Genomic DNA, 17522 nt, shown 5'->3' on the forward strand with positions numbered 1-17522 from the left:
ATCGATAGTTTCGCCAATTGTCGGCGCTTGCCATCTACGATCGCGACCTGAGGGCGTCGTTCAGATTCCACATGTCCTTCTCCTCGGGCGCGGTCTCCAGGCCGAGCACCGGCAGCATCTTGCGCAGATGGTCGTGGTGGGTGCGCACGCCATATTCGAGGTCGGAGAGATAAAAGCCCTCGAACGCCTCGGACAGCATGGATTCGTTCGACCATACCGACAGCTGGACATCTTCCGACATGGTGTCGCGGTCGATGCGGAAGGAGAGGTAGCGGGCGGCGGCCTGCTCGCGGCTTTCATCGCGGTAGCGGTAGATGGCACCGCGCAGCAAGGTCTCCCCCGTCGACAGCGGAAACTCCTGATAGAACTGCACCGATTCCGGCATCACCGAAATGACCGCATTGGGGAAGATGCCGTAATAGACCCAGGCCTTCTTCAGATAGTCCGGCAGGTGCGTCGGCTCGGGCGCGATCTTGACGTAGTTCTTGACGCTCCAGCGGCGGCCGGCATGCGGATTGTAGGTGGCGAAGGACCGTGACACGCCGTTGATGAAGGGCTCGTCGAAATAGGTCGCGCCATATAGATCCTGCAAGGCAGGATGCGCCATGGCGACGTGATAGCCCTCATTGTCGACATCGCGCACCGACTTCCAGTTGACCGGGGTCTTCTGGGTCCAGATGCCCCAGGACGGCACCATGTCGGCGGCCTTGTAGTGCGCGAATTCGGGCTCGATCGGCTTCATCAGTTCGGCGACCGAAGGCTGCGGCCCACCATTGCGGAAGCGGATGAAGATAAAACCCATCCAGATTTCGAGATCGAGCTGCATCAGGCCGAACTCGGTCTTGTCGAGATCAGGGAAGGAGCGCGGGCGCGCGGCGCCACGCAGCGTGCCGTCGAGATTGTAGACCCAGCCATGGAACGGGCACACCAGCGCGTTCTTGCAATTGCCCTGGCTGTCGGCGACGACGCGGCTGCCGCGGTGGCGACACATGTTGTTGAAACCACGCACGACGCCGTCCTTGCCGCGCACGATCAGGGCGCGCTCGCCGACCACGTCCATGGTCAGATAGTCGCCGGCGTTGGGCACGTCGCTGACATGGCCGACGATCTGCCAATGGTTGCGGAAGACATGCTCCTTCTCGAGCTCGAGAAGGGCATCGGAATGGTAACTCCAGCCCGGTAGTCCCCGCCGGTCCCAATCGTTGGGGATCGCCACGTCACGGAGGTGCGGGTTCATAAAACGTCTCTTCTTTTTGTTGAATAATCATTCAATAAAATCATATTTTTCATTGAAATGCAATGGCTTGTGAAAATACGAATGAATGCAAGGCAGGTTCTTTGGATCGCCCGTGGCGGAATTCGATACGGCTGCTGCCTAAGAAAATCGCGGAGAATCCGGGTGTTAGCCTCGGTTCCGGAATGCTGTTTCCGTGCGATTTCACAAGGTGTACGAGCCGAAGAACAGGACGCCTCGCCGGAGGCAAAACGCTCGCCCCGCGTGCCTGATCGGCTGTTCGGCAGGCGTCTGGTTCGGGACAGCCTGGCGGGAGTCGATCCGGGATTCGCTTGCTTCGGCAAAATGAGAGCTGGAATGACCGATTCTGCCCGGTCTTGCCCGATAGCACCGTTTCAATCTGGTTACATTGCCAGACCTGCGCCAATTTTGTGCTGTTACAAAGTGCGATTAAGTTCGTTTCATCACCAAAAAGAAACGCAGCGAAGGGGAAGGCAATGTATGCGAAAGTCAAGATCACCAGCAGCGAACACCGCCTCCAGGCTCCAGAGCGCGCTGACCGCCGCCCGAAGCTGGCCCTGCGCCAGCGCGCCAGCGACCACCCCATGGCCATGTTCATGGCGCTGGCTGCTTGCGCCTTCGCCGGCATGGCGTTCACGCCGACGGTTGGTCCGGCCTTCGCATCGCTAAATCCGCCGGCCAACGTCGTTGACGGCGCACCGACGACAATCAAGACCGCTCGCCTGCCGATGCCGACGCTCGACTTTGCCTGCAAGGGGCAGGCCTGGGGTGCCGAGAGCGTCGATTGCCTGCGCGCCATCGCCGAGCAGTCCGGGACGCACAAGACCCGTGCGATCCGCATGATCGCCAATGCCGCGCCGCTGACCAATACGCCCAACGTTTTCTGATTTCCGTCGAAGCATGATCCCGAAAACCGGTTCCCTCTTCGGGCTCATGCTCTGACCTCCCCGAGCGCTCCCTCCAGCGCTCCCTTCAGCTCCCGCCGCTTCGTCGGCCGGGAGCTTCTTTTTTATCCTTTCAACACGGCCTGCTCGGCAATGGTTGAAAGCACGCTACGCACATCGAGGGTGCTGAACGGCTTTTCCAGGATCTGCGGCCGCTGCGGCGCCGGCAAGGCCTCGATTTCCGCCTTGGCGCCGATCAGATCGCCGGTGACCAGCACAAAACGCCGTGCGAGGTCGGGCCTTTCGGCCAGCAGTTCGCGGTAGATGGCCATGCCTGATATGCCGGGCATGCGCAGGTCCGAAAAGACGATGTCCGGCGGCATGTGGCCGCCCAGGGTGGCGGTACCCGATTCCCAGACAGGGGCAATCCGCGACTTGATGCCCATCAGTTCGAGAATGTCGGACAAGGAGCCGGCGACGTCAGGCTCGTCGTCGATGATCAGGGCGTGACGCAGGCCGCTCGAGCGTGGCTGGGCTTCACCGGCAGCGGCGATACCGGCCGAAATGGCTGGCAACTGGACGACGAAACGGGCGCCTCTGGGCAGCACTTCCTCGAACCAGACATTGCCATTGTGCCGTTCGATGATCGATTTCGAGATCGACAGGCCGATGCCGGTGCCGACGCCGACCGGCTTGGTGGTGAAATAGGATTCGAAGATGCGGTTGCGGATCGCTTCGGGAATGCCGGGCCCGTTGTCCTCGACCGAGAAACCGGGTTTGTCCAGATCGCTCCGGAACGTCCGCACCTTGATCAGCCGGTCGCCGGCAACACCGGCCAAAGCGTGCTGGCTGTTGATGAGGAAATTGGCCGCCACCTGCGTCACGTGGTCGGCATCCGCCATGACCAGCAGCGGACCGGGCGCGAAATCGGTATCGATGATGATGCCGCTCGAGCGTGCGCCATAGGCGGTGACCTCGAGGGCGGCGCGGATCACCTGGTTGAGGTCGGTCTCGGCCTGGGCCGCCGGATGCAGCCGGACCATCGACAGGAAGCTTTTGACGATGCGGCCGCAGCGCTCGGCGGCGGCACGCACCTTCTCGGCGCGGACCTTGGTTTGTGGGTCGGAGGCGAATTCGTGCAACAGCGTCGATTGCGCCACCACGACCGCCAGCGGATTGTTGAGCTCGTGCGAGACGCCGGCAAGCAGCGAGCCCATCGCCGCCATCTTCTCGTTCTGGTGCAGCTTCTCGCGCTGGCGGTTGATCTCTTCCTCGGCGCGCAGCCTGTCGCGCAGGTCGCGGATCGAGCCGAAGATCAGGCGGCGGTCGGCGACCCGCATCTCGGTCGCCGTCAGCTCGATCGGGAACACCTCGCCGGCGGCATTCTGCGTTACGGTCTCGAGCCGCTGGCCGACCATCGGCGCGCCGCGGCCCGACATGTAGTCGGCGCCCGAGGAATAGCCCTTGCGGTAGTATTCCGGCACGACGGTGTCGAGCAGGTCCTTGCCGAGGATGTCGCTGCGTTGGAAGCCGAACATCTTTTCGGCGGCAGGATTGAATTCGATGATCGATCCGGCCTCGTCGATGACGATGATGGCGTCGAGCGAGGCCTGCAGCATGGTGCGGCGGATCACCTCGCTGGCATGGGCGTCGGAGGGCGAGTGTTCGATGGCGTCGCCGATGGCGAGCGCAATGATGTGCAGCGTTGCCTCTTCCTCGTCGGTCCACTCGCGCTCCTCGACGCAATCATTGACGGCGAGCGTGCCCCACAGATGGCCGTGCGCGAAGACCGACACCGACAGGAACGACTTGATGTTCTGCTTTTCGAAATCGGTTCTCAGGAACCCTTCGAGATTGCGCGTATGCCCGGCAAAGATCTTGCCCTGCCGTTCGTCCTCGGCCACGCGCTCCAGCAGTGGATCGGAGTTGACGATCGACTGCATGATAACGGTCGGTGAGGCCAGTTCCCCGCCGAAGTCGGGGTCGATCCAGTAGGCGGACACCGACTGGGCAAAACCCTGGCCGGGCAGCTCGCGCAGGCGGAACAGGATGCCGCGCTGACACTCCATGGCGCGGCACAGCGTTTCCAGTATGCCTTCCATCTCGCGCTGCCAATCGCCGGCCTCGCGCAGCCGGCGAACGACGCGCACGGCGGCCATCGCCGCGCCCTGCCTGAAACCCTGTGTATCCGCGCTTGTTGCTTCGCCGGTCATTTTCAGCCGTTATTCCAAAGTCATGCCAATTCGGTCGGGTCAATCGGCCCAATTCGATCGGCGAGCAACGGCTGTGAACCTGAGACCCCGTGGGCCTGGCGCTCAGTTGCTGTCGCCGGTCGGCAGCGAGAAGATATAGCCTTCACCGCGCACTGTGCGCAGGAATTTCGGGTTGGCCGGATCCGCCTCGATCTTCTTTCTCAGACGCATGATGCGGATGTCGACGGCGCGCGACGATTCCGGATCCTCGGTGAAGCCGATGGCCTCCGAGATCGCGGCGCGCGTCAAAAGCCGGTTGGCGCGGGTCAGGAAAACCTCCAGCACATCGAATTCGCTCTTGGCCATGTCGATCACGGCGCCGTTGGCGCCGGTGACCAGCCGGCCGTCAAGATCGGCCTGGAACGGGCCGAAGGCGACGGAACGGCGGTCCGTCCTGGCTTTCTTGCCGAGCAGCTCCGTTGGCTCTGGAACGCGGCGCAGCACGCTGCGCACCCTCGCCAGCAACTCGCGCAGTTCGTATGGCTTGACGATATAGTCGTCGGCGCCGAGTTCCAGCCCGACGATGCGGTCGAGCGCAGTGCCGGCGGCGGTCGCGTAGATGATGCCGATCGGCATTTTCGAGCGCAACCAGCGGCCGAGCGACAGACCGTCCTCGCCCGGCATGGCGATGTCGAGAATGGCCAGATGAAAGGATTGAGTCTCGATCAGGCTGCGCGCGGCTGCCGCAGTTTCCGCGGTCGCCACATCATAGCCGGCGGCGCCGAGATATTCGGCAACCGCGTCCCTCAGGTCGGGCTCGTCCTCGACGATAACAATTCTTGCCCGCACGATGCCCTCGCTCCCACTTTCAGTGGAAAGTAGATTGGGTATAAACATGATGTCCAGCACTCATATCTGGTTGCAAGGGAACGGTTGGAAAACATGGCCGCACGAGCCGTCATTGCGCTTGTTTCCGTCGCCGAGGTGGTGGCGACCGAACTTGCCGACCATCTCGAGCGGCGTGGCCATGATGTGCGCCAGGCGCGGCAGCCCTGGGAGGCGGAATCGCTGCTGGCGGGCGGGGGCATCGATGTCGTTGTCGTCGGTGACAGTCTCAGCCAGGCGGACGGGCGGGATCTGCTCAGGCGTTATGGCGGCCAAGGCGGGGGCGGCGAGGATGGGCCGGATTTCATCCTGATCTGCCGGCCGGCCGATCTCGTCGACAAGGTGCTTGCGCTCGAACTGGGTGCGGCCGATGTTGTCGAAAGCCCGCTCAATGTCAGGGAATTGGCCGCCCGGGTCGGCGGCCTGCTTTCGCGGCGCGGCAGGGGCACCCAGGAACTGATCGTGCTGGAGAACGCGACCGTCGATTTGAGATCGGCGATCGTCATGCACCGCTCCGGTAGCGAGGAACAGCTCTCGCCCGGTCAGGTGGCGCTGCTCAGGCTGTTCCTGGCGAGCCCCCGCAAGGTGCTGACGCGTGACGACATCATCGCCGCCGCACCGGCCGAGAACGCCGACGCCTTCGATCGATCGATCGATTCGCGTATCGTGCGGCTGCGCCGCAAGCTCGATACCGAAACCATCACCACCATACGCGGCACCGGCTACCGGTTCGATCCGCCGCAGCAGTTCGCCGACTAAAGGCTGGACACTCGGGTTATTTTTCTGGCTGAGCATCGGATGTTCCAACTCACCGACGCTCCCGAAACTCAGCGTACCACCAACAACGACGGACCCGATGGTATGTCATTGGCCATGGCGATTTCGTTCGCGTGGGCGCGGTCCTTGAGGAGAACCGTGGCAAGGGCGGCAAAGCCGAGCAGGCCCTGCGCATAGAGCAGTGCGGAAAGCACCGAGGCCGCGAATTTCGTTTTCATCGTTCCAACTCCTCAGAAATGCCAATTCTTCAAAAATGAGTGTCGCGGGTCGCTTCAGGAAACTCCCGAAGTGCCCGCGCCGCTTACGGAGCCCCCCGTCGCGGCGCGGGCCTTCGGTCCTCTCGGCAGCAAGTTGCCGGAGGGGCCGCGCAATGCCAACAGCCGAAGGCCAACCCGCCAGAGGGCCTTCAATCGGGCGATGCGCAGGCTGGAAACAATCCAGACCGTGGCGGAAAACAGGGCTACTTGCAGGGTAGAGATCTCGCTCGAACTCATCGCCGCCAGCCTTGCCGCGGGGCCGCCGGCAACCGTGCCGACACCGCCGATGACTGCTGCCATGATGCTGATCCTGAAGAGCCAGGACCGCATGTTCGTTTTCGTTCCCATGGTCGTTGCCGTCTGCTTTCGTTGCGTCAACTTTGCTTCCGGCCCGTATCCGGATCATGCCGCCCGAAGCAGCGTTTTGTTGCCGATTGGTTTCGAGATTGAACTCTACTCTTTCATATAAGGGGTATTCGAACTTTCTTTTCGTGGGAAATACCTATGTGCTGCATCTCATTCCCCCTTTTTGCGGGCGAGATCGCTGTCGCTATGACCGCCTGCTTGTTAACCACAGGAAACAGATTCGAAACACAAACGAGCATTTCGCGAAATCCCTTCGAAACATGCCACAGCGATAAGCCGGTCATCGAATTGGAGCCGGCCGAACCGGCAGAGAGAGGGGATATCATGCATACCACCATCACCGCCAAGCTCATCAACATCACCGCCGCCGCGCTCACGGGTGCAGCACTTCTGTTCGGCGCCAACGCAGCCCACGCCGCCAACAAGATCGTGGCGCGGGTCTCGCTGTCACAGCAGGTCATGGAAGTTTCGGTCGATGGCCGGCCGACCTTCGCCTGGAAGGTTTCCACCGGCGACCGGGCGCATGTGACGCCGACCGGCTCGTTCAAGCCGACGCGCATGCATGAGATGTGGTATTCGAAGAAATACGACAACGCGCCGATGCCGCACTCGGTGTTCTTCAGCGGCGGTTACGCGGTGCACGCCACCTATGCGATCAAACGCCTCGGCCAGCCGGCCTCGCATGGCTGCGTGCGGCTGCATCCCGACAATGCCGCCGATTTCTACCAGCTTGTCGAAACTTTCGGGCCGGCCAACACCAGGATCGTCATCGTCAAGTAGCAGGCTGGGGACAGGCCGGCGCACTGCCGCGCCTGTTCAGGACTCCCGCCGGAACATTCCGGCGGTATTGAGCACCGCTCAAACCGGCGGTATCGAGCGCAGCCAAAAGAAGAGGCCGGGATTTTCCCGGCCTCTTTTTTGTTCTTGGGTTTTCTATCAGTCTTGCAATGCCGGCATCAATTTCGGATCCGGCTTTTCCGCCTGATGCGGCAGGTCCTTGCTGGCGATGAAGGTGTAGAACATGGGCACGACGAAGAGCGTGAACATGGTGCCGACCAGAATGCCGGTGAAGATGACCAGGCCCATCGAATAGCGGGCCGCCGCACCCGCGCCGCTCGACGTGATCAGCGGCACGACGCCAAGCGCCATTGCCGCCGTCGTCATCAGGATCGGCCGCAGCCGCACCTTTGCCGAGGCGATGATGGCATCACGCCGGCGCATGCCATGGGCCTCGCGCTGCTGGTTGGCGAATTCGACCAGCAAGATGCCGTGCTTGGTGATCAGGCCGATCAGCGTGATGAGGCCCACCTGCGTGTAGATGTTGAGCGTGCCGAGGCCCAGATTGAGAGGCACGATGGCGCCGAAGATCGAGAGCGGCACCGCCATCATGATGATCAGCGGGTCGCGGAAGCTTTCAAACTGCGCCGCCAGCACCAGGTAGATGACGATGACGGCCGCTCCGAAAGCGATCAGGATGGTGTTGCCCTGTTCCTTCTCTTGCCGGGACTGGCCGGAATAGTCGATGAAGAAGGTGTCGGGCAGGCTCTCCCTGGCAATATCCTCGAGGACCTTCAAACCATCGCCCGTGGTGACGCCGGGCAGTGGCAGCGCGGAGATGGTCGACGAATTCAGCTGGTTGAACTGTTCGATTGCCGCCGGCGACGCATTGTTCGAAATCTTTACAACGGCCGACAGCGGCACCATCTCACCCGTCACGCTGCGCACGAAATATTCGCCGAGCCTTTCGGGGTTGTCGCGGAATTTCTGCGGCACCTGCGGAATGATGTCGTAGCTGTTGGAGTCACGGTCGAACTGCGCCACTTCGGCGCCGCCGACCAGTAGCGTCAGCGTGCGGCCGATATCGGCGATCGGCAGGTTGAGTGCGGCGGCGCGGTCGCGGTCGATGGTCACCGTTACCTGCGGCGAGTCATAAGACATCGAGTTCTGCACGACGATGAAGCGGCCGGAGGCCTGCGCCTTGTTCTTGATCTGCTCGGCCGCCTCGTACACTTCCGCGGAATCGCCGGTCGAGCGCACCACCAGGGCGATCGGCAGACCGCCACCGGAGCCCGGCAGCGTCGGCGGTGCGAAGACGAAGGCCTGGACACCCGCCACCTTGGCGAGGCGGGCCGTAATGTCGGCCTGCAGCTCCTTGGAATTTCGCTTGCGCTCCGCCCAATCCTTGAAGGCAAAGCCGACGAAGGCGCTGTTTGTCGTACCACCGAAGGCGACCGCGGAGAACTGCGCCCGCGTTTCTGGAATATCCCTAACCAGGCCGAGCATCTGGTTCACATAGGTTTCGGTATAATCCGATGTCGCATAGGTCGGCGCCGTCACCAGCGACAGCAGGAAGCCCTGGTCTTCTTCGGGCGCCAGCTCGGTCGAGGTCTTGGTGAACATGAAGCCGGTCACGCCGACGAGCGCCAGCACGATGATCAGCGTCAGCGGGCGATAGTTCAGCGAACCGGTGACGGCACGCTCATAGACATGCTCGACGCGGGCGAAGGTGCCGTCGACGATACGCTGGAAACGGCCGGCATTGCCGGGCTTCAGGAGGCGTGCCGACATCATCGGGGTGATGGTCACGGCGATGATGCCAGACAGCACCACCGAGCCAGCGAGCGTCACCGCGAATTCGCGGAACAGTGCACCGGTGAGGCCGCCGGTGAAGGCCAGCGGCGCGAACACGGCCGCCAGCGTCATGGTCATTGCGACGATGGCCGAGGCGATTTCGCGCATGCCGCTGAATGCCGCCTGCATCGGCGTCATGTGGTCTTCTTCCATGTGGCGGTGAATATTTTCCACCACCACGATGGCGTCGTCGACGACAAGGCCGATCGCCAGCACCATGGCCAGCAGCGATAGAAGGTTGATCGAGTAGCCCACCGCAAACAACAGGAAGCAGACGCCGATCAGCGATAGCGGGATGGTGATGATCGGCATCATCACCGAGCGGAACGAGCCGAGGAACAAGAGGATGACCACGATGACGATGGCAACCGCTTCGGCGATGGTCTTGAACACCTCTTCGATCGAGGCGCTGATCTGCCCGGTCGCGTCGTAGACGACCTCGATCGTCATGCCTTTCGGCAGCGTCTCCTGGATCTGCGGCACCAGCTTGGTGAGCGCTGCCGCGGTGGTCAGCGGGTTAGCGGCCGGGGTCGGGAAGATGGCGAGGAAGGTGCCGGGCTTGCCGTTGAAGGAGACCCTGGTGTCGGTATTTTCCGCGCCGAGTTCGACGCGGGCGACGTCGCGCAGCCGTACGACATTGCCGTCGGTCGAGCGCAAGGGCAGTTCGGCGAAGGCTTCCGGCGTCTGCAGCGTCGAGCGCACGGTGATCGACGAGACGACATGTTCGTTCTGGGTGTTGCCGGGCGCCGACAGGAAGTTGGAATTGTTGATTGCCGCCAGCACTTCCGCCGCCGTCACGCCGCGCGCGGCAAGCTTGATCGGGTCGATCCAGACGCGCATGGAGTATTCTTGGGCGCCGAAGATCTGCACGTCGGCGACACCTTCGACCGTCGACATGCGGGGCCTGATGACGCGCTCGATATACTCGGTCAGCTGCTCCTTCGTCATGTTCGGATTCTGCATCGAGATGTACATCATCGCGAATTGCTGACCGGTGCCCTTGACGATGACCGGATCCTTGGAGGCGTCCGGCAAGGTGCCGCGCACGCCCTGGACCTTGGACAGCACTTCGGTCAGCGCCACGTCGGGGTTGGAGCCGAGCTTCATCTGCACCGTCACGGTGCTGGAGGACGGACGGCTGGACGAGGTGACGTAGTCGATGTTCTCGGTCGAGGCGACGGCGCGCGCGATCGGGGCGGAAATGAAGCCCTGGATCAGGTCGGCACTGGCGCCCGGATAGGCCGTCGTGATGGTGATCGCGGTTTCGTCAACCTTCGGATACTGCCGGATCGACAGGTTGAAGATGCCCTGGAAACCCAAGAGCAGGATCATGCAGGCAAGGACCGTCGACAGGACGGGCCGGCGAATGAAGAGATCGGAAAAGCTCATTGCTGATCGGCCTGCTTGTTCGCCGATTTGGTCGGGTCGATCGTGTTGTCGACGCTGACGGACATGCCGTTGAAGAGGCGGTTCTGACCGGCGGTGACGACCTCCTCGCCAGCCTTCAACCCTTCGACGATCTCGACCATGCCCTGATTGCGGCGACCGGGCTTGACGAAGACCTGCGACAGCACCAGCGCGGGCTTGTCGCCTTCCGCCGCCGGCTTGGCCGGGTCGGCCGCGGGCTTGGTGGCATCGGAAGCGGCTTTGTCCGCTGGTTTGGCAGCATCGGCGGCAGGCTTCATGGCATCAGCCGCCGGCTTCATGGCATCGGCTGTCGGTTTCATGGCGTCCGCAGGCTTGGCATCAGCGGGCTTGGCGTCCGCCGGCTTGTCGCTTGCGGCGGCGGGCTGTGCCGGGGCGGCCACGGCGGGCTTGGCCGGCTGCACGACGAAAATAAAGTCGCCATAGAGGCTGGTGGTCAGCGCCGTCTGCGGCAGCGACAGCACATTCTGCTCCTCGGGCAGTTCGACACGCACCTGCACGAACTGGCCAGGGGTCAGTTTGCCATCGGGATTGGCGACTTCGGCCCGGATGTTCACCAGCCGGCTGGACGGGTCGATCTTGGGATCGATGCCGCGAATGGCGCCGGCGAACGGCATGTCCGAGCCGCTCAAGCCGAGCCGAACCGTCTGACCGATCTTGAGCAGCGGCAGCTGCTGTTCGGGAACCGAGAAGTCGACCCGCATCGTGTCGAGATCCTGCAGCGTCACCACCGAGGTGCCGGGCGACAGATATTGGCCAAGGTCGATCTTCGGGATGCCGACCGTGCCGGCGAAGGGCGCCGTCAGCTGCTTCTGGTCGAGCACGGCCTGCAGCCTGGTGACCTGGGATGCCGAAGCGGAGGCCGCGGCACGCGCGCTGTCCAGCGTCGAGTCGGAGCCGACACCGCGCTTGGTCAGTTCGATGGCGCGGGTCAGTGACGTCTGATCGAGGGCGGCCTGCGCCTTCTGCGCGTCGAGATCGGCGCGCTCGACGGCGTCGTCGAGCTGCAGCAGCACCGCATTGGCCGCCACTTTCTCGTTGGCGTGGAAGGGGATTTCCTTGACGATGCCTGCGGTCTCAACCGTCAGGTCGACACCGCGCACGGCTCGCACCGTACCGATCGCCTCGACGCCCGGCGTCCAGCTCGACGGCTTGGCAATGGTTGTCGACACCGTTGCAGCCGGCGGCTTCATGGTGGCGAAATACTGCTTGATCATGCCGTCGCGGAAGAAGTTGAACCAGACAATGCCACCGACCACGATGGCGAGCACAGCCAGGACGACAATGATGAGAAAGAAACGAAGTATGCGCTTGAACAAGGAAGTCCCCTCAGTCGAAATCCGGCGCGAAGCTCGGACATCGGGACACATATCGACTGCGGGTCCCGATTTCAAATAGTGGCGGTCTTACTGTACCGTCTGGACGGTCTTGTCAATTGGGCCTAAGCTTGCGATGGGAGGCGCCATGAGAGCCCAACGACCGAATTCGCGCGAGAAGATCCTCGCTGCAGCGGCTGATGTCGCCCGGGAATCCGGGCCCGGCAGCCTGTCGCTGGAAGCGGTGGCCAACCGCGCCGGCGTGTCGAAGGGCGGGCTGCTCTATAATTTCCCGACCAAAGCCAAATTGATGCAGGGGCTGGTCGAAGGCTATCTGCGCGATTTCGAGCAGGCGCTGGAAACCGCCAGCAGCAACGACGACGGCAAGAATCCACTTGCCGTCTATATCAAACTCTCGGCCGAGGACTGCGAGGAAAAGCAGCCCTCGGCCTCCTGGATCTTTTCGGCGATCGCCGAGGATCCCGATTTCATGACGCCGATAAAGACATTCAAGCGACAGCTTTTCGAACGGCTGAAGGGCGAGACGCCGGATCTGAAGTCGCTGCTGGTCTGTTATCTCGCCATCGAGGGGCTGCGCAGCATGAACCTTTTCGAGTCCGACGTGCTGTCGAAGGACGAGCGCAAGCTGCTGGTAGCGTCGTTGCTGGAGATCGCCGGCTCGGCCGATGGCGCGCAAGCTTCCGGCAAGCGCTCCTGACGGGCTTCAGTGGGCTCTGCCGGTGTCAGGGTCGAAGAGCCGCAGCGCGTCTTCGCTGAAGGCGAAGTTGGCTGCCTGGCCTTTCGCGACACGGGACGCCGGCGGCAGGCAGGCCGTCAGCCGTTGCGTGCCGATCCGGGCCGTCGTGACCAGTTCGGGGCCGGTCAGTTCGACAACCTCGATCTCCACGGGCAGTGACAACTCCGTCGCGGCGCCGGTCGCGACGCGAAGCGCTTCCGGCCTGATGCCGACGACCACCGGAGCGCCTTCGCGCGCCGCGTTCGCATAGCGTACCGGCAGAGGGATCCGCACATCGGGCTCTGCTATGGCCAGCTTTCCCTCAGCGATCACCGCCTGCAGCATGTTCATCGACGGCGCGCCGACGAAGCCGGCGACGTAGAGCGTTGCCGGGTCGTTGTAGATTTCCTCGGGCGTACCGAGCTGCTCGATCCTGCCGTCGCGCATCACCGCGATGCGTGTCGCCAGCGTCATCGCCTCGATCTGGTCGTGGGTGACGTAGACGACCGTGGTCTGCAACATCTGGTGCAGGCGCTTCAACTCGGTGCGCATTTCCAGGCGCAGCTTGGCGTCGAGATTGGACAGCGGCTCGTCGAAGAGGAAGACCTGCGGCTTGCGCACCAGCGCCCTGCCGATGGCAACGCGCTGGCGCTGGCCGCCGGAAAGCTGGCTCGGCTTGCGATCGAGCAAGGCCTCGATCTGCAACAATCTTGCCGCCTCGTTCACCGCCTTTTCGCGCTCGTCGGGGGCAACGCCGCGCATTTCCAGGCCGAAGCCGATGTTGCGGCGGACAGTCAGGTTCGGATAGAGCGCGTAGGACTGGAAGACCATGGCGATGTCGCGGTTCTTGGGATGGACGCCGAGGATCGAGCGGCCGCCGATCAGCACATCGCCGCTCGTCGCTTCGGCGAGGCCGGCGATGATGTTGAGAAGCGTCGATTTTCCGCAGCCCGACGAGCCGAGCAGCACCAGGAACTCGCCACTCTGCAGCGCGATGTCGATGCCCTTCAGCGTTTCGACGCTGCCGTAGTTCTTGCGGACGTTGCGGATTTCAAGCGCGCTCATGCATGGATTCCTCGAACTGCATCGGCCCGCCATAGTTGCGGGGCAGAGTGGAAATGGCGCGCGAGGCGACATGCGTCGCGGCGGCAAGGCAAGCGGACAGCGGCTGTTCCTGAGCGAGAGCAGCGAGGAAGGCGGCGTTGAAGACATCGCCGGCGCCGATCGTGTCGATGACCGTGACGTCGGGCGCGGTCGCCCTGACCACCGCTCCGCCCGGGCCGATGGCGATCGCCCCTTCGGGGCCGCGCTTGACGACGGCGGTCGCGCCCTTCTTCATGCTGGACTGGATCTGCCGCGCGGCTTCGACCGGATCGGGCAGGCCGGCCAGGGTCACGGTCTCCACCTCGTTGAACAAGGCAAGGTCGCAGCGCGCGAGCCAGGTGCGCGCCGCCTTGCAGTTCGCCGGCGTCCAGCCTTGTATCGGCCAGCCGGTGTCCAGCGCCACCGCGATGTCGTGCCCGTTCGCCCAGTCGAAAAACGCCTCGTAGTCGCGGGTAAGATCATCGGTGAGGAAGGAGCCGCACAGCAGCGCATAGCCACCAGCGAGCCGCTTGCCGTCGAGCACCGAAAATACGTCGGCAAGGCTGAAGCGGGGCAGGTGGCCGCGCGTGGTGAAGAATGTCCTTTCGCCGTCGGGATGGGTCATGCCGACCGAAAGGGTCGTGCTCTCTGGGCGCACCGGCCATTTGTCGGCGCGGAGGCCGAATGCCTCGCGCAGCCAATGGCCGAACTGATCGTCACCGACATTGGCGGCGATCTCGAAATCCACGCCCAGCGCCTGCCAGGCAAGTCCGGTGTTGCCGGCCTGACCACCAACGCGCAATTCATCATGGTCGACGACGGTTTCCGTTCCCGCCTTCGGCCACGGCGCGACCGGGCCGACGATCAGGTCGACATTGACGTTGCCGATCACAGCAAGCGGACGCATCACTCGCTCCTGGTGATCTTGGTGGAGCGCACAGGCGTGCCGGCATTGTCGACGCGGGCATCGGCGAAGGCGATCATCAGGCGCTGTGCCACCGGCAGCATGGCGAAGACCGCTGCGAGACCCGAAGCCGGCTTGAAGGAGAGCGTGGCGGCGCCCTCGACCGGCGTTTGCCCGGAGGCGTCGAAGATCACCAGCGGCGCGCCGGTCTCGACCACGGAAAGAGCCATCGCCGTCACCAACTCCGCCGTTGGGTCGTTGCCGCGAAATAGGATGACGCCGACCTTCGGCCCGAGCATCTCCATCGGTCCATGCCGCAACTGGCCGCCTTCGAGGGAGAAGCATGGAAGTCGCGACAGCTCGGTGAGGCCAAGCGCCAGTGCTTCGGCAACGCCTTGCAGGCGGCGGCCGGAGGTGACGATGCTCGTGACCTTGTCCAGCGCCGCGAGCCCCTGTGTGATGTCGTTGTCCTGAGGCTGATCCAGCGCGCCAAGAGCGGCACTTGGGTCTTCGCCAAGGGCTGCAAGGATGGCCAGATGCAAGGCGAAAGTCACGGTCAGGCTGCGCGTCGCGGCGAAGGCCAGTTCGGTGCCGCCGGCCCCGACCAGGCATGGCGCGGTGCGCGCCAGGAACGAGCTGCCTTCAAGCGTCAGGCCGAAAACATCGGCAGGGTTTCCGGCCTCCGAGAACCACCTGACCACTTCAGCGCTCTCGCCCGACTGCGAGGTGATGAGCACCGTCTTGCCTTTGAGCGGCACTGGCTGGCCGAGCTGTTCCGACAGCGGCAGCGCCAGCGCATCGATGCCGAGCGCACGATAGAGCGGCTCGACGGCGCGCCCGACCGCATGCGAGCCGCCCATGCCCAGCAGAAGCAGACGCCCGGTCTTCCTGATCGAGGCCGCGACCTCAACGGCCATGGTGGTGTTGTTCTCGAACGAAGCATGCGCATCCGCGTGTTGGCGCGCCATTTCGCGGTCGATGGCAACCAGTCCGGCCGGCCGAATTTTCGTTGCAGTCATCATCATCCTTTCACACCGCCACTGGTCAGGCCCGAAATCAGTGCGCGCTGCATGACCAGGCCGATCAGCACCGGCGGCAAAGCGGCGAGCACGCCGGCGGTCGCGATCAGCCCGTAGTCGGAAACACGGCCGCCGGCCAAATCGGCGATGGCGACGGTCAAGGTTTTTGCGCGCTGGTCGGAGGTGAACAGCAACGCATAGAAGAACTCGTCCCAGGCGAGCAGCACGGCAAACAGCGCCGATGTCGCCATGACAGGTGCAGCGAGCGGCAGTGTGATGATGCGCAGCGTCTGGAACAGACCGGCGCCGTCGATCATCGCCGCCGCCTCGATCTCGCGCGGGATTGAGTCAAAGCCAGACTTCATCAACCAGGTGGTGAAGGGCGCCAATATGGTCAGGTAGACCAGCGCCAGGCCGAAGACATTGTTGAGCAAGCCAAGATGCGACAGGCCCATATAAAGCGGCACGGCGAGCGCCACCGGCGGCAGCATATAGGTGGCGATGACCATCGACAGCGACCAGCCGATCGCCGGCGTGCGCGAGACCGCCCAGCCGGCGGGGATGGCCAGAGCGAGTGCCGCCAGCGTCGCCATGCCTGATATCTCCAGGCTGTTGCGCAGCGACGAGGTGAAGGCGGCGCCGGCGCTGTTTTCAGCCGTCGACAGCAATGTCTGGTAGCGCGAGAAGTCGGCCGCCTGTGGCCACCAGCGCAGCGGCTTGGCAGCAAGATCGGCGGCCGGCGAAATGCTCATGATGAACAGCCAGGCGATGGGCGCCAGGATGATTGCGGCAAGCAGCAGCGCACAGGCATAGATGAAGATCGTGAAGGCGGGGCTCTTGCGTTCCATCAGGCGGCACTCCCGGCGGTCTTCCTGACCAGCGCCGCATAGGCGACGGCGAGCACGGTGACGAGCAAGGTGACGATCAGCGCCAGCGATGCGCCGGAGCCGGCGCGCTGGAAGGAGAAGGCTTCCTGGTAGACGAGGATCGACAGCGTGCGCGTGCTGTTGGCCGGGCCACCACGGGTCATCACCCAGATGATGTCGAAGACCTTGAAGGCCTCGATGGTGCGCAACACCAGCGCCACCATCAGCGGGCCGGCGAGATAGGGCAGGATGACGAAGCGGAAGCGGTTGAAAGGTCCCGCACCGTCGACGAGCGAAGCGGCGGTGATGTCGCGGGGCACCGCCTGCAGTGCGGCGAGCGCAATCAGCGCCACCAGCGGAAAGTTCTTCCAGCAGTCGGCGACGATCAGGGCTGCCAATGCAGTGCCGGGTTCACCGAGCCAGGAGCGGTAGGCGTCGATGAGATGCAGTTGCGTCAAGGCAGCGTTCAGAGCGCCATATTCGGGATTGTAGATCAGCCGCCACAGCGTGGCGTTGACCACTGTCGGCAATGCCCAGGGTAGGATCATCAGGGCGCGCAGGACGGCGCGGCCGTGGAACTGCTGATTGAGCAGTAGGGCGGCGAGCACGCCGATCACCATTTCGGCGGCAACTGAAATGACCGCGAACAGCGTGGTGGTGACCAGCGTGCGCGAAAAATTCGAGCTCGACAGCATGTTGGTGTAATTGTCGAAGCCGACGAAATTGCCGCCGGTACCGACGAGCTTGGCGTCGGTGAAGGAAAGGCCGACCGTATCGACCAGCGGCCAGCCGATGACGGCGACCATGACCACGAGCAGCGGCAGCATCAGCAGCCACGCGCGGGTTGTCATCCAGGTGCTCGACATCGGAGCAGCCTCTCTTCATTCGTCACGATTTCAGACATAGCACGGGCGGCACTAGGCCGC

17 protein-coding genes are annotated in these 17522 nt (G+C 63.4%); 5 read left to right on the forward strand and 12 right to left on the reverse strand.

From position 1 onward, the window contains the following. Positions 1–34: 34 nt before the first annotated feature. Complete coding sequence (locus AC56QX_RS09390) at positions 35–1237, reverse strand: aromatic ring-hydroxylating oxygenase subunit alpha (protein WP_497115448.1); 1203 nt, start codon at positions 1235–1237, stop codon at positions 35–37. 494 nt (positions 1238–1731) lie between these two features. Between AC56QX_RS09390 and AC56QX_RS09395 the strand changes: the two genes are divergently transcribed. Then, entirely contained in the window at positions 1732–2142 is a 411-nt protein-coding gene (locus tag AC56QX_RS09395) for a hypothetical protein (protein WP_497115450.1), read from the forward strand. A 122-nt stretch (positions 2143–2264) separates the two neighbouring features. Here AC56QX_RS09395 and AC56QX_RS09400 read toward each other — a convergent pair whose 3' ends face one another. Both AC56QX_RS09400 and AC56QX_RS09405 read right to left on the reverse strand, forming a co-directional pair. Further along, entirely contained in the window at positions 2265–4352 is a 2088-nt protein-coding gene (locus AC56QX_RS09400; protein ID WP_497115452.1) for a PAS domain S-box protein, read from the reverse strand. Between the two features lie 102 nt (positions 4353–4454). Continuing rightward, positions 4455–5228 carry a response regulator gene (locus tag AC56QX_RS09405; protein ID WP_497115454.1) on the reverse strand — a complete coding sequence of 258 codons (774 nt, stop codon included), beginning with the start codon at positions 5226–5228 and terminating at the stop codon, positions 4455–4457. 45 nt (positions 5229–5273) lie between these two features. Between AC56QX_RS09405 and AC56QX_RS09410 the strand changes: the two genes are divergently transcribed. Then, the gene (locus AC56QX_RS09410; protein ID WP_497115456.1) at positions 5274–5975 is read left to right on the forward strand and encodes a winged helix-turn-helix domain-containing protein; all 702 of its coding nucleotides are present in this window, start codon (positions 5274–5276) and stop codon (positions 5973–5975) included. A 68-nt stretch (positions 5976–6043) separates the two neighbouring features. Here the strand turns inward: AC56QX_RS09410 and AC56QX_RS09415 are convergent, their stop codons facing one another. Beyond that, positions 6044–6211: a hypothetical protein gene (locus AC56QX_RS09415; RefSeq protein ID WP_497115458.1), complete on the reverse strand. Its 168-nt coding sequence runs from the start codon at positions 6209–6211 to the stop codon at positions 6044–6046. Positions 6212–6265: 54 nt separating this feature from the next. Next, a complete protein-coding gene (locus AC56QX_RS09420; protein WP_497115460.1) occupies positions 6266–6550 on the reverse strand; it encodes a hypothetical protein in 285 nt (94 codons plus the stop codon). On the opposite strand from AC56QX_RS09420, the gene AC56QX_RS09425 reads away from it, so the two are divergent. Beyond that, complete coding sequence (locus AC56QX_RS09425; protein ID WP_497115462.1) at positions 6549–6719, forward strand: hypothetical protein; 171 nt, start codon at positions 6549–6551, stop codon at positions 6717–6719. The genes AC56QX_RS09420 and AC56QX_RS09425 overlap by 2 nt on opposite strands. Positions 6720–6940: 221 nt before the next feature. Next, a complete protein-coding gene (locus tag AC56QX_RS09430) occupies positions 6941–7396 on the forward strand; it encodes a L,D-transpeptidase (protein ID WP_497115463.1) in 456 nt (151 codons plus the stop codon). Between the two features lie 156 nt (positions 7397–7552). On the opposite strand, the gene AC56QX_RS09435 is transcribed toward AC56QX_RS09430, so the two are convergent. Together AC56QX_RS09435 and AC56QX_RS09440 are read right to left on the reverse strand one after the other, a co-directional pair. After that, on the reverse strand, positions 7553–10636 hold the full coding sequence (locus AC56QX_RS09435; RefSeq protein ID WP_497115465.1) for an efflux RND transporter permease subunit: 3084 nt from the start codon (positions 10634–10636) through the stop codon (positions 7553–7555). Further along, the gene (locus AC56QX_RS09440) at positions 10633–11991 is read right to left on the reverse strand and encodes an efflux RND transporter periplasmic adaptor subunit (protein ID WP_497115466.1); all 1359 of its coding nucleotides are present in this window, start codon (positions 11989–11991) and stop codon (positions 10633–10635) included. The genes AC56QX_RS09435 and AC56QX_RS09440 overlap by 4 nt, the downstream gene beginning before the upstream one ends. 145 nt (positions 11992–12136) lie before the next feature. Here AC56QX_RS09440 and AC56QX_RS09445 point away from each other — a divergent pair, with 145 nt between their 5' ends. After that, on the forward strand, positions 12137–12706 hold the full coding sequence (locus AC56QX_RS09445) for a TetR/AcrR family transcriptional regulator (protein WP_497115468.1): 570 nt from the start codon (positions 12137–12139) through the stop codon (positions 12704–12706). 6 nt (positions 12707–12712) lie between these two features. Here the strand turns inward: AC56QX_RS09445 and AC56QX_RS09450 are convergent, their stop codons facing one another. The 5 genes from AC56QX_RS09450 to AC56QX_RS09470 are packed head-to-tail and all read right to left on the reverse strand — an operon-like array spanning position 12713 to position 17462. Then, entirely contained in the window at positions 12713–13789 is a 1077-nt protein-coding gene (locus AC56QX_RS09450) for an ABC transporter ATP-binding protein (RefSeq protein WP_497115470.1), read from the reverse strand. Beyond that, the gene (locus AC56QX_RS09455) at positions 13776–14714 is read right to left on the reverse strand and encodes a PfkB family carbohydrate kinase (RefSeq protein WP_497115471.1); all 939 of its coding nucleotides are present in this window, start codon (positions 14712–14714) and stop codon (positions 13776–13778) included. The genes AC56QX_RS09450 and AC56QX_RS09455 overlap by 14 nt, the downstream gene beginning before the upstream one ends. Continuing rightward, on the reverse strand, positions 14714–15736 hold the full coding sequence (locus AC56QX_RS09460; RefSeq protein WP_497115473.1) for an SIS domain-containing protein: 1023 nt from the start codon (positions 15734–15736) through the stop codon (positions 14714–14716). The genes AC56QX_RS09455 and AC56QX_RS09460 overlap by 1 nt, the downstream gene beginning before the upstream one ends. Beyond that, positions 15733–16578 (reverse strand): carbohydrate ABC transporter permease, encoded by an 846-nt coding sequence (locus AC56QX_RS09465; RefSeq protein WP_497115475.1) that lies wholly within the window; start codon positions 16576–16578, stop codon positions 15733–15735. Before AC56QX_RS09465 ends, AC56QX_RS09460 begins: the two co-directional genes overlap by 4 nt. Then, positions 16578–17462 carry a carbohydrate ABC transporter permease gene (locus AC56QX_RS09470; RefSeq protein ID WP_497115477.1) on the reverse strand — a complete coding sequence of 295 codons (885 nt, stop codon included), beginning with the start codon at positions 17460–17462 and terminating at the stop codon, positions 16578–16580. Before AC56QX_RS09470 ends, AC56QX_RS09465 begins: the two co-directional genes overlap by 1 nt. Between the last annotated feature and the right edge of the window lie 60 nt (positions 17463–17522).

Source organism: Mesorhizobium sp. RCAM 06353, assembly GCF_059683585.1.

What these genes read in the sequence shown, in the direction of transcription:
- AC56QX_RS09445 (WP_497115468.1), top strand. Translation starts at nt 12,137, where the DNA reads ATGAGAGCCCAACGACCGAATTCGCGCGAGAAGATCCTCGCTGCAGCG.
- AC56QX_RS09395 (WP_497115450.1), top strand. Translation starts at nt 1,732, where the DNA reads ATGTATGCGAAAGTCAAGATCACCAGCAGCGAACACCGCCTCCAGGCT.
- AC56QX_RS09390 (WP_497115448.1), bottom strand. Translation starts at nt 1,237, where the DNA reads ATGAACCCGCACCTCCGTGACGTGGCGATCCCCAACGATTGGGACCGG.
- AC56QX_RS09420 (WP_497115460.1), bottom strand. Translation starts at nt 6,550, where the DNA reads ATGGCAGCAGTCATCGGCGGTGTCGGCACGGTTGCCGGCGGCCCCGCG.
- AC56QX_RS09415 (WP_497115458.1), bottom strand. Translation starts at nt 6,211, where the DNA reads ATGAAAACGAAATTCGCGGCCTCGGTGCTTTCCGCACTGCTCTATGCG.
- AC56QX_RS09405 (WP_497115454.1), bottom strand. Translation starts at nt 5,228, where the DNA reads ATGTTTATACCCAATCTACTTTCCACTGAAAGTGGGAGCGAGGGCATC.
- AC56QX_RS09450 (WP_497115470.1), bottom strand. Translation starts at nt 13,789, where the DNA reads ATGAGCGCGCTTGAAATCCGCAACGTCCGCAAGAACTACGGCAGCGTC.
- AC56QX_RS09400 (WP_497115452.1), bottom strand. Translation starts at nt 4,352, where the DNA reads ATGACCGGCGAAGCAACAAGCGCGGATACACAGGGTTTCAGGCAGGGC.
- AC56QX_RS09465 (WP_497115475.1), bottom strand. Translation starts at nt 16,578, where the DNA reads ATGGAACGCAAGAGCCCCGCCTTCACGATCTTCATCTATGCCTGTGCG.
- AC56QX_RS09455 (WP_497115471.1), bottom strand. Translation starts at nt 14,714, where the DNA reads ATGCGTCCGCTTGCTGTGATCGGCAACGTCAATGTCGACCTGATCGTC.
- AC56QX_RS09470 (WP_497115477.1), bottom strand. Translation starts at nt 17,462, where the DNA reads ATGTCGAGCACCTGGATGACAACCCGCGCGTGGCTGCTGATGCTGCCG.
- AC56QX_RS09410 (WP_497115456.1), top strand. Translation starts at nt 5,274, where the DNA reads ATGGCCGCACGAGCCGTCATTGCGCTTGTTTCCGTCGCCGAGGTGGTG.
- AC56QX_RS09430 (WP_497115463.1), top strand. Translation starts at nt 6,941, where the DNA reads ATGCATACCACCATCACCGCCAAGCTCATCAACATCACCGCCGCCGCG.
- AC56QX_RS09460 (WP_497115473.1), bottom strand. Translation starts at nt 15,736, where the DNA reads ATGATGATGACTGCAACGAAAATTCGGCCGGCCGGACTGGTTGCCATC.
- AC56QX_RS09435 (WP_497115465.1), bottom strand. Translation starts at nt 10,636, where the DNA reads ATGAGCTTTTCCGATCTCTTCATTCGCCGGCCCGTCCTGTCGACGGTC.
- AC56QX_RS09425 (WP_497115462.1), top strand. Translation starts at nt 6,549, where the DNA reads ATGATGCTGATCCTGAAGAGCCAGGACCGCATGTTCGTTTTCGTTCCC.